General features: G+C 28.4%; 8 protein-coding genes. 5 read left to right on the top strand and 3 right to left on the bottom strand.

Annotated elements, in window-relative coordinates:
* Window position 1: 1 nt before the first annotated feature.
* The gene (locus tag P695_RS0101460; protein ID WP_028126532.1) at window positions 2-364 is read left to right on the top strand and encodes a hypothetical protein; all 363 of its coding nucleotides are present in this window, start codon (window positions 2-4) and stop codon (window positions 362-364) included.
* Window positions 365-386: 22 nt separating this feature from the next.
* On the opposite strand, the gene trpS is transcribed toward P695_RS0101460, so the two are convergent.
* The gene (gene trpS / locus P695_RS0101455) at window positions 387-1,400 is read right to left on the bottom strand and encodes a tryptophan--tRNA ligase (protein WP_028126531.1); all 1,014 of its coding nucleotides are present in this window, start codon (window positions 1,398-1,400) and stop codon (window positions 387-389) included.
* A 93-nt stretch (window positions 1,401-1,493) separates the two neighbouring features.
* On the opposite strand from trpS, the gene P695_RS0101450 reads away from it, so the two are divergent.
* Window positions 1,494-2,297, top strand: a complete 804-nt coding sequence (locus P695_RS0101450) for a diacylglycerol kinase catalytic domain-containing protein (RefSeq protein ID WP_028126530.1) — start codon at window positions 1,494-1,496, stop codon at window positions 2,295-2,297.
* An 82-nt stretch (window positions 2,298-2,379) separates the two neighbouring features.
* Here P695_RS0101450 and P695_RS0101445 read toward each other — a convergent pair whose 3' ends face one another.
* A complete protein-coding gene (locus P695_RS0101445) occupies window positions 2,380-3,474 on the bottom strand; it encodes a MupG family TIM beta-alpha barrel fold protein (protein ID WP_028126529.1) in 1,095 nt (364 codons plus the stop codon).
* 33 nt (window positions 3,475-3,507) lie between these two features.
* Window positions 3,508-6,210: a PTS glucose transporter subunit IIABC gene (locus tag P695_RS0101440; protein ID WP_028126528.1), complete on the bottom strand. Its 2,703-nt coding sequence runs from the start codon at window positions 6,208-6,210 to the stop codon at window positions 3,508-3,510.
* Between the two features lie 307 nt (window positions 6,211-6,517).
* Between P695_RS0101440 and P695_RS0101435 the strand changes: the two genes are divergently transcribed.
* The 3 genes from P695_RS0101435 to P695_RS05295 all read left to right on the top strand — a co-directional run bounded on the left by P695_RS0101435 (window position 6,518) and on the right by P695_RS05295 (window position 12,284).
* Window positions 6,518-7,822 (top strand): thymidine phosphorylase, encoded by a 1,305-nt coding sequence (locus tag P695_RS0101435; RefSeq protein ID WP_028126527.1) that lies wholly within the window; start codon window positions 6,518-6,520, stop codon window positions 7,820-7,822.
* Window positions 7,823-8,669: 847 nt separating this feature from the next.
* Window positions 8,670-10,154 carry a hypothetical protein gene (locus P695_RS06045; RefSeq protein WP_146063642.1) on the top strand — a complete coding sequence of 495 codons (1,485 nt, stop codon included), beginning with the start codon at window positions 8,670-8,672 and terminating at the stop codon, window positions 10,152-10,154.
* Window positions 10,155-10,475: 321 nt separating this feature from the next.
* Entirely contained in the window at window positions 10,476-12,284 is a 1,809-nt protein-coding gene (locus tag P695_RS05295; RefSeq protein WP_169728734.1) for a ribonuclease J, read from the top strand.
* Window positions 12,285-12,286: the final 2 nt, after the last annotated feature.

The following is a 12,286-nucleotide window of genomic DNA, read 5'->3' as shown; positions in this document are numbered from 1 at the left end:
AATGGCAAAATTCGATGAACTAAAAAATGCAGTAATTTTTGATGATAATGATTTAAGCGAAGCATGAGAGCATGCTCCCAAATTAATCAACAAACCAGCAGCTGAGATGCGTTTGTGTTATATTTGTAAATTTCATATGGATTACAAAATTTTTGTGAAAGGTAAAAATATCAATAATAGTTTGGCTTGAACTATTGATATGATTAACGCTAAAAAATTTAATTTAGAACCAACAAATTTAATCGCGATTCATTTAGCTTGTGTTGGTCATCAACCCAAAAAAGACAACACAAAAATTTTGAAAAAAATCTCAGCAGTTGAATGACAATTTGACGATGCATTTTGAAATCATAATAAAAATTAAGCATTTTTTAGATGCTTAATTTTTATTTGCGATTGTAATTTAAACCAAGAGCATTTTGGACTTTGTTTAATTTTTTGTGAGCTTCCAAGCGAGCTTTAGTGGCTGCTTGTTCTAATCATTGTTCAACATCTTTCGAATTATAAAGTTGTTGATAACGTGTTTGGATTGGTTCTAAAGTTTGGATTAAAACTTCAGTCACATCATCTTTTAAATCTTTATAATTTTTACCAGTTCAATGTTTTTCAGCTTGTTTAATGGTGATGTTTTTTAAAATGGCATAAATCATCATTAAATTAGAAACCCCAGGTTTGTGTTTGGGGTCATATTTAATTAAGTTTTCACTATCAGTAATGGCAGCTTTAATTTTAGCTGCAATGACTTTTGGTGGATCTAACATATAAATAATTGCTTTGGGATTAGTTGAAGATTTAGACATTTTTTTTGATGGATCTTGGAGATCCATAATCTTGATTTTATTTTCACTAATTAAAGGTTCAGGAATTTTGAAAACCTCGCTATATTTATTATTGACCCTGATAGCAATATCTCTGGTTAATTCAACATGTTGTTTTTGATCAATTCCCACAGGGACGTATTTAGCATCATACATTAAAATATCAGCTGCCATTAAAGTTGGATAAGTGAATAAACCAGCCGGAATATAATCTTTTGTTTTGGCTTTGGTTTTTTGCGATTTATCTTTGAATTGGGTCATTCTTGATAATTCCCCAATCGAAGATTGGGTGTTTAAAATTCAACCAAGTTGGGCATGCTCTAAAACATCTGATTGTAAAAAGACAGTACTTTTTTGTGGGTCAAGTCCACAAGCAAAATATAAAGCAGCAATTTCTTTGGTGTTCTTTCTCAGAATTTCTTTATTTTGTGGAATTGTAATCGCATGTAAATTAGCAATAAAAACATATAAATCATATTCATCTTGAAATTCCACACAACGTTTAATTGCTCCTAAATAATTCCCCAATGTCATTTCCCCACTTGGAGTAATTCCAGTAATCATTTTCTCTTTCATCTTCATTCTCATTTCTTTTTTATATTTTAACCTATTTCTAAAACTTGAAACAATAGATTATCTTTCTTGTATAATAAAGATAGTATTTTTGAGGTAAAAATGAAGTATTCAATCTTAACCAATCGTTATCAAGAATCAAAAGATATGGAACGAGAAATCTTAGCTATTGTAGCTGACCAACCTGATTTTATCCAAGATGATGTCAATCCTAATTATGTTTTTGTAATTGGTGGGGATGGAACTTTTTTATCTGCTGTCCATAAATTTTCACAAATTCTTGGTCAAGTGATTTTTATCCCAATTAAGTTTGGTGGGATTGGTTTTTATACAAGTCATAACACGGTGGATGATTTTAAAAAATTATTTGCCAGCGGCATTGAAAAAAACCAAAAATGAGTTGAATATAGTTTGCTGAAAGTAACTAACAAGCAAAGTATTTGGTACTCAATTAATGAAGTCAAAATTGTTGATAATACGCGCCCAACGAAAATGGATGTTTTTATTAATGATGAATTATTAGAGACATTTCGCGGGACTGGGATGGTGTTTGCTACTCCATCTGGGTCAAGTGGATTTGCCAAATCAGCTCACGGCTCAGTTATTTTTCCTAATACCAATCTTTTTGAAATGGTTGAATTATTTCCTGTTTCAACTAATAAGTTTCGAACTTTGAATGCCCCGATCATTTTTGACCATAACCAAGTTATTACTTTAAATTTAAAAGATATTACCAATATCACTTTGGCAGTCGACACTGCAAATTACCCACTAACTGATCCTCAAGTTGAAGTTAGGTTAAGTGACAAGAAAATTAAAATTATGTCATTATCCCAAGTTCGAACTAGTAAAACCAAAATTTTAAATGACATTTTTGTTTTGAATAACAATACCAAAGATAACTAATTTTTAAAGAATTAAAAAGTGCGAAATTTTAATTTCGCATTTAATAAATGATATTTTTTAAATGAATGATTGCGCTTAAATTTTACTCTTTTTCAAAAACAAAATAAGTAGCAGCATCGATATAATCTAATAAACATAATTCTTCAGAAACTATTGAACCGATTAAGTTCCCTTCATTATTTCTATTTTCATAACGATCTTCTAAAATGATATGAAGTTCACCTTTATATTCACCAGCATTATTATTTTTGATAATTACATCACCACGATTGAATACTTTCACACTATTTTTTGGTTCGATCGACGCATTTCTTCAAACGTATCTTGAAAACACAGATCTAATAAAAAATGGGGTGATATCCATTCTTCTGGAGTGGACATCTCAATAAAGAATTTCTTTTTCTGGTTTTGATAAAGTTGTCTTTAAATTAATTTTAAAACTTTTACGATCAGGATCGATTTTTGAAAATTCTTCTAGTTCTTGATCAGTGGCAAAAGCATTCCCGATAAAAACATAATTCACTTCGTCAGTAAAAAATAGCATTTTAGCTTGTGTCGAAATCGGTAATTCACGACACACTTCTAAAGTTGGTAATGCTTTTAAACCTAATTTAGGTCCTTGTTCACCAAAATGTGAACCAACAAAAGCACTGATTGGAAAATTGTAATTCAGATATTTTTGATTACATTCTTTTAAAAAACTTAATGTTAAACCCGTATCTTTTTGGGGATAAAAATTATGCCCACCTTCAACTCTTGTTAAAATAGGTTTGAAATCCATAACATTGTGAATTAAATGATCATTGTTGGACATATTTAGTTGGACTTTATAACCATCTTTATTATGTGTTAAATGAGCTAACTCTCGTGCTGATAAAGGATAATCAAAACGAATAACATCAATTCCCATTTTAACTAAATTTCCCATATCATGAACAGTGGCACCCACCAAATCTAATGTCCCTTGTCAAACATCGGCATACACAATATAATTTAATTCTTTTGCATATTTAATCGCAGATTTGATTTTTTCTAAATCTTCTTTTTTGGTAATTTGAACAAAACTAACAAATAATAATTCAAAGCCCAATTTTTTTGCTTTAGCTAAATATTTATAAGTATCTTCTAATGTTGCTTGTTCTGGATAAATCGATATCCCCTTTTTTCTTGCTTCCATAACTTCTCTTTTCTATTGTTACAAACATAATTACTATGTATTCATTAATTTCATGGCTTTATTTTTTATTTGCACCTCTTTTTTAAGATGCTTATTTTCTTTATTGATGTCAGTTTCTTCTTTTGCTTGTAAAAAATCATAAGAAATTAACATCGAGTTCAAACTGTTGTAGATGTTGTTATCTAAATCCAAATTATTTATTTTGTAATTTTGCAAAATATTTTGAATTTTTTGAGAGAACACTTGATTTTTTTCCAAAATCAAAGTTTCTATGCGTGCAATATCATCTTGAGAAACAGAGTGTTTAATATTTTTTTCTAATGCCAAATTTAATGCAGAATAATCAATTTTTTTATATTTATCAAACAACTGTTCAGCATTTTTTACTTTATTTCTACTTAAATCTTTTTGACCTTTTGAAATTATTTTTTCTTTTTCTTTGGCTTCTTTTTCTTGATTGGATAATAATTTAGACTTAAACTTCACTTGTTTGATGATTTGTTTTTCCAAAATTTTAATTTCAAGTAGTTCTTCTTTTGTGATCTCTTTTTTTAATTGATTCAATTCTTCTTTTAATAACCTTAATTGTTCTTTGGTTATCGGTGTAGAATTCATTTTTGAATTTCAAGAAATAAAGGTAAAAACTTGTTTTAAAAGCATGTTAATTTTATTTTTAGCATTTACATATTCTTTATAGCTAAAAATTGTGAATAAGATTGCTCCACCAATTGCTATTAGGCATGATACAACATACCATAAACCATTTGCAATTGGTGTTAATTGACCATTAGCCAAGCCGATAGCTCCATTTGGATCCGCAACAGTTCATTGGAAAAATCCCACTGCTTCAAAAATGCCCATTCCAGTACCAACTCTACCAGTAACACCAATCAATGATGCGAAAGTTCCGGCGATAGCTGCAGCTGAAATCGCTGCTAGAAATGGACGTTTTTTTGGTAAATTAATTCCATATAAGAATGGTTCTGTGACACCAAGGATTCCAATTGGGATCATTCCAATAGCTGTTCTTCTTAAATTGGCATTTTTAGTGACTATAATTACACCAATTAATGCCCCCACTTGTGCTCAAACAGATATGGATGCACCAGGACTATAAACACTATACCCGCCTAATCCTAATCCTAAATCCACCATAGTTTGAATGGAAGTGATGATACCCAAAGGTGCTTGCATTGCAAAAATAACTCCAATTTGAGCAATCCCAGCATAAAACCCAACGCCTATTCCGGGGATTAAGCCGATAAAGTAAAATAATAATCCGAATAATGCTTCTAAAAAGTTTCAAATTGGAGTCATGATTCCTAAGGAAACCATAGAAACAAGTAAGATAATAACAAAGCCTTTAAACATCAACTCCATTATTGATGTAATTCTTTTCTTTAATCAATTATCTAATTTCAGACCAAATAAAATCGCAAAAATAATGACAAATATTTTGATATTTCCAGGTGTAATTCTGATGTTGAAAAGATTATTAATGAAATATGTCAATTTTGGATTATCTGGAATATTAATTGTTGTAATTCTGAATAATGTTCAATCACCACCAATTGTAAATAACCCACCATTTACAAATAACAATGGTGAACAAATTATCACCCCTAAAGTAACTCCTAACATACGATTAAAATCAAAATATTTAGAAGCACTATAAGCTACAATAATTCCGACAAATAAACTACTACTTTTACCAACGGCATTTAATAAAAACCACCAAATGTCTATTCCTTTTAAATTGGCAATTTGACTAATAGTCTCTGGATTTGAAGTAATGACAAATGTGGGCATTACATCAGTTAATTGTAAAATACCAATAATCGCTTGAATAATTCCTGTTCCAATAAAAATCGGAATTAAAGGAACCATAATTCCCATAAAAGTTGCTACAAATTTTTTACCTAGCGTCGTATCTTTGTTTATATTTTTGTTGCCCCTTAATTCAAAATCATTCAGCTTTTTATTGTAATCAATCACTGCATCTTTAATCTTTGCAGCTTCTGCACCAATAATAATTTGTAATTCCTGACCATTTCAGCGCACATTTTTAACAAGTTTCTCTTTTTTTATTTGATCTATGTTAACTAAATTGGGATTAATAATGTCAAAACGAAGTCTAGTCATACAATTATAAACATCATTATAATTTGTTTTTGTCCCGACTAAGTTGTCGATATTTTTAGCTAAATTTTCAAATTGTGAACCACTTTCAAATAATTGCAACATCTCATCTTGGGGGTTAACTTCATTTTTTTGGATGCTTAACTCCGCAATTAATTCCCCTTGTTTATAAAATCCAGGTTTAAAATTTTTGATGACACATTGTTCATTTTGATTTAGTTCAAAAATTAAAGGTGTTTCAGCAGACACTTTTAATTTTTTTAATAAAGTTAGATTTACATCAAAAATTTTGTCTCCTCGTCTAACTTCATCACCTTCTTCTACAAAATATGTGAAAGGTTCTCCGTTCAAATGAACCGTTTCTAAACCACAATGCAATAGGGCATTCAAACCATTGTTAAGTTCAAAGCCTATAGCATGCTTTGTTGGAAAAATCATTTTTATTTTTGCAAAATCAAATGGTAATTGAAAATTATTTTTTTTGGGAATAATTAAAAAACCATCGCCCAAATTTTTTTCTGAAAAAACTAAATCAGAACATTTTTCAATAAAATCAATATCAGCATCGACAGGAGCATAAATTTTAATATTTTCCACTCTGTACCTCATTTTTCTATTTAAAATATTGTTCTTTTTGCAATGAAAAAATTTGCAAAAAATATTTGTTTTTTTAAGTGTAAAAACACTTTGAATTATTGTTAATGAATAAAATTTCTCTATTTTCATTATTTGGTGTGGAATTTTTTATTGCAATGATTTTTGATAAATTAAAAAGCACTTTCACTTTTTAAAAAAACTTTTTGAAATTTAATTTAAAAATAAAATTTCCAAAAAATAAGGAATTTTCGAAAAATTTTCTTGTAAGTTGCTGTTAATGAGATAATAAAATAAAAAAGGAGAAGAAATGGAATATTCATTTAAAAATATTATTACACGCAAAAAAGAAGGTAAAGAGCTTGCCAAACCCGAAATCAAGTGAATGGTTGATGCATTTTTATCAGGGGAAGTGACTGATTATCAAATGGCAGCTTTTTTAGCATCAGTTTATTTTAAAGGTATGACTCCTAGAGAAACTGCTGATTTAACTGGAATTTGTTTTGAATCTGGAAAAACTTATGATCTAAGTTCAATCAAAGGTTGAAAAGCAGATAAACATTCAACTGGTGGAGTTGGTGATAAAATTTCATTTATTTTTTCACCTTTAGTTGCTTCTTATGGAATTAAAGTTGCTAAATTATCTGGACGTGCCTTAGGGTCAACTGGTGGAACAATTGATAAATTAGAATCAATTCCTGGTTGAAAAGCAGAATTATCAGAAAAAGAATTTATTGATGTTGTGGAAAAAACTGGTTTAAGTATTATTGGGGCGAGTGCCAATATTGCTCCAGCTGACAAAAAAATTTATGCTTTAAGAGATGCCGTGGAAATGGTTGATTCAATTCCCTTAATTGCTGCTTCAGTGATGTCTAAAAAATTAGTGATTGATGCTGATTCCATTGTTTTAGATGTTAAAGTTGGGTCTGGTGCATTTATGAAAGATGTACCAACTGCAATTGCATTATCCAAAGCAATGGTTGAAATTGGGAAAGCATATAACCGTAAAGTTGTTGCTTTAATCACTGATATGGACAAACCTTTAGGACGTACAATTGGAAATGCGATTGAAATCAAAGAAGCTTGAGAAACACTAAATGGTGGAGGTAGTCATGATGTGATTGAAGTATCAGCTACTGCTGTTGCAATTACATTGGTGAAAGCAGGGTTATTTAAAACTTTAGATGAAGCTAAAGCATCAGTCATGAATAAATTAAAAACTGGTGAAGCTGCTCATTACTTAAGTGATATGATTATTGCTCAAGGTGGAGATTGAAGTGTAATGAATAATTACGACAAAAACTTCTCAACCAAGCACCATATCGAAATTAAAGCTGAGCAAGATGGCTATTTAAAATTTGTTGATGCTCAACAATTAGGATTCTTAGCTATTGAATTAGGGGCCGGAAGAAAATCTAAAGAAGATCATATGGATCATGCTGCCGGAATTTATTTAAATAAAATTTCTGATGAAAAAGTTAAAAAAGGTGATGTTGTGATGACTTTATTAACTAATAAAACTCCAGAAACAAACTGAGATAAAATGGCTCGTACAACATTTATCTTAGTTGATAAACCTTTTGCAGAAAAAACCATTAAAGAAATTATTGAATAATTAAACAAATTAAAAAATGCCCAATGATTGGGCATTTTTGTTTGTTCTTGCTTTTGTTTCTTAAAAAAACAACTTTTTAAAAGTTGTTCTATCTAAATAAATTTTAACATACCACGATTATTGGTTTGTTATTCATCATTGACTATTTAGCGGTCAATGTGGTTACGGTCTAGTTAATGCGCTAATCAATTCGACTAGTTACCCCTTAGGGGTTACACCCAAGGCCCACCATAAAGATAAACTTTATGGCTACTTTTATTCTACAATGTTTTTGGTTAAAAAATTAATTTTTTACCGATTAAAGCACAAAAAACAGTAAAATTTGTTGTTTTTTGAATAGGAAAAAAGAATTTTTAACATTTTATTACTGAAAATTATGCTTAAAAAACTTCACAATTAAAGCGTTGATCAATAAACATTCGAAATTAAAAAGACTTCTCTAATTTTTTTGATTTTACTGACATTTTCGCTTGTAAACTACATGTGATAAACTTATGACATAATCGTATGATAATCACAAATTTTTTGCCAAAATTATGCTTAATAAGCATTTTAGCAATAAAATATTTTATGAGGTAAAAGATGAAATTAAATCAAAAATTTTTAAGCAAAAATGTTTTTGTAACTCAAAGATATAACAAATGAATTCAATTTCATCTTTTCTTAATGCCTTTACCAATGCTGACACTTATAATATCAAAGGAAAAATTGCGGTAATGTTCATAACATTGATAAGAAACTTGAATTATACTAAGTTGGTGCTTGAGTCAACAAACTTAAATATATAATTCAAAATTAATTATATAGAGGATAATATTGGCATATTGTCCTTAAGAAAGGAGTGGCTATGACAATTCTTCTTATAAATCTTTATTTTGGGTTGACAGTATTTTGTATTTTTTCCACTTTTATTTGCACACATATATATAGACAAACCAAAGTAATTTATAATGTGTTTAACGAAGAAATAAATTTTAGTGAATTTCCTTTATATTTAAAAACCGAAAAAGCGAAATACTTAATCTACTATTTTTTATTTTTATTTTTATCTTTATTAATTTTTATAATATTTACTTGTTGGATATTTTTTTGAAATAAATCAACAAACGAGCAAATAATAGTCTATTTTTCAATAAGTGGTTTCCTTTTGTCTTTGCATGTATTTATTAGTCTATGAGTTTTATGAAAAAATAATAAATTGATTTGATCTAAAAATAATTTATATTCTCATAATGATCTAGAATCAGCAAAGAAATTATCTCCAAAAAATTTTAACTTCAACATTAATTTTAGTCAATCAAACTTAATTTCTTTTAAAAATCCCAATCGGTTAATGTTGTTGTTTTATGTACCATGATTTGCTTGACTTTCTGACTCTCTATTTTCCAAAGATAAAATTGAAATAACTGAAGGAATGTTAAGTTCTCATGTACAAAAATGCAAGAAAAAACTGATGAAATTATCAAACAAAAACAAACAAATTAAGGAACTGAAAATATTTGTTGCTTATTTAAAAAATGTCAGTCTTTTTATTCTGTGAATGGAAAGACTTGGTGTTAATAGCATTAATATCAATAAAAAACAAGTTGGTTTGAATGAACTAAAAAAAGTAACAATTGAAAACTTTTTCTATTATAAAAACTTATCTCAAACACAAAAATTAAAAATTATTGAAAATGAGCATTTAATCAATGGCAATTTAGAAGAGGTGATAAATAAAGAAAACTTTGAAATTTTGGTTCCACAATTTCAAAAATTTAAACGATGGCTCAAAATTTATTCTATTAATGTTTTTGTCTTGTTTTTAATAATGGTTAAAATTGAGGTTTTTTTAATATTAAAACTACAAAAAGATTATGCTCTTATTATTGTGGGTGTTTTAATGGCATTAATAATGATTATTTTTTTAAATTTAATAGGTATTTTAGTAAAAGCATATTTTTTAAATAAAGATAATAAAACCATCTCTGCTTATAGAGTGATTTCAACTCTTTTTATAACCAAAAAAATGTATTTTAAAATTTTTGAAGATATTGCAGAAGATTTTTCTAAAGAGTCATCTAATTATAAACATAAAATCATGCCACCATTTACATTTTTATATGCTTCGCGTGCATGTTTACCATATTTTATGGCTCACAGTTGGCATGAAAAATTTGCATCAACATTATTATTAACAATGTTTTGGGTTTTTTTAGGTATCTTTTTCCTACTTTTTTCTTTAATATATTTGTTATTAATAAAAGGTATCTTTTATTGAACAATAACTAAAAATGATCAAAAAATCATAAAATTTTTACAAGAAAATGGTCAACCAAAAATTTCCAATTAAATAAAAATATTAACCCAAACAAGCATAAGATAAGAATACATTAATTTAAAGATGTCGCTTTAAAAATAAAGTATTTCATTTTGTATTAACTAAATTACACATTGATATTTTGAACACATTCCAAGAATTCATAAATTCTTGGAATGTGTTGTGATTATCGTACGAAGATAAAAATTATGGTTTTTTTCATTGGACTTTTGCATTTTTCAATTTATAATATCTATACATATTCAAATCTAACGGATAACGCGATTTGACACTATTTATAACTACTTGAAATAATAATCTTCAATAGTAAAACCTAAGAAAGGATTTTTGATTATGTCAGATATTAGATTTTTCGCGCTTGGAGGCCAAGACGAAAGAGGAAAAAATTTATACGTTTTAGAAATTGATAAAGACTTATACATTTTAGATGCAGGGATTAAGTTTCCAGATAAAGGAATTTTAGGAGTTGATGTTGTCATTGCTAACTTCGAATACTTAAAAGAAAATAAAAAAAGAATTAAAGGACTATTTCTTTCAAACTGTTCAGCTTATAACATTGGTTCAGTTGTTTATTTATGTAAGGAAATGGAATTACCAATTTATTGTAATGAAATTACTAGTCATGTTTTAAAAATTAAAGCTCAAAAAATGCGATTAAAAAATATGGAGAATAACTTAAACGTTATTAAGGATAAGGATATTTTAAAAATTGGTAAAATAAAAATTGATGTTTTTAGAACAACTAGTTCAACACCACAATCATTTGGTTATGCTTTCCATACTGAAAAAGGGATTGTTGTTTATGCTGGAGATTACATTATTGATGGTCAAGAACAATCATATTTTTCAACAGACTTTAACCACTTATCAAACATTGGTGAGGCTGGAGTTTTAGCATTAATTTCTGATGCTGAAACAGCATCAAGAAATGGCTTTACTGTTCCAAACCACACAATTTGTAATTATATTGCAGCCCCATTTAAAGAAAAGAAAACTAGAATTGCTGTTGGAATTTTTGAAGAAGATATTTTTAAAGTGGGAGAAATTGTTGCTGCTGCGAAAGAAAATGGTCGTCAAATTGCCGTTTATGGTGATACTATGAAATCTGTTTTAGAATCAAACTTAATTTTTGAAAATCTTCATTTAACAAAAGAAGATTTAATTAGTAATGAAGAATACATGCAAAGTGAAAATGGTGTTTTAATTATTGCTGGAAATGGTGATCAACTTTATTCTAAATTGGCAAAAATTGCTAATGGGAATGAACAAGTGATTGAATTTACTGAAAAAGATGTGGTGATTATTGCAACCCCCCCAGCACCTGGAGTAGAAAAACGTCATGCACAAATTCTTGATGAATTAGCAAGAACTGATGCACGTATTATTGCTTTATCAGATAAAAGTATTTGATCAATGCATGCTTCTTATGAAGATATCAAAATGATGACTTCAATTATGAAACCGAAATACTTTATTCCAATCAAATCTTTATACAAAGACTTCTTAAAAGCTGAACAAGCAGCAATTGATGCTGGAGTAGAAAAAACTAATGTTGGAATTATTGATAATGGTGAAATTTTAATTTTATCTAAAAACCATTTAGCAATTGCTGAAGAAAGCATTAAAAAAACTAATGATGTTTATGTGAATGGAGTTGAAATTGGTGATATTGGTAATGTTGTTTTAAATGAAAGAAAACAATTAGCGACTGATGGAGTCATTATTATTGGTTTAACTTTAGATAGCCGTAATAAAGAACTTGTTTCTTTAATTGATATGCAAATGCGTGGAGTAATTTACATTAAAGAAGATGGTGTCATTTTCAAATTATTACAAAAAGGTATTGAAGATATTATCAGCAATGGACAAACTCAATACAAAGAAGCACCAAGTGCTTATGATTTAAATGAAATGAAAAAAGAAATCATTAGTAAAGTACGTTCGATTGTCAAAGCGGAATCTGGGAAGCAACCAATGACTCTAGTTATTATCAATGAAGTAGATGAAAAAAACTACGTTCCGCAAGTCAGACCTTCAAAAAATTTGAATAATTCCCGTAAATTCAAGCCAAGAACAACTCATACAAGTAATTTGAAAAAACCAAACGATGCAAACAACGATAATGGGAATAAAGGAAACTAAAC

Origin of the sequence: Williamsoniiplasma lucivorax ATCC 49196 (assembly GCF_000518285.1) — a bacterium.
Taxonomy (GTDB): domain Bacteria; phylum Bacillota_I; class Bacilli_A; order Mycoplasmatales; family Mycoplasmataceae; genus Williamsoniiplasma; species Williamsoniiplasma lucivorax.
Note: the sequence above shows the minus strand (reverse complement) of the source record. Positions and strands in the feature narration are given on the sequence as shown.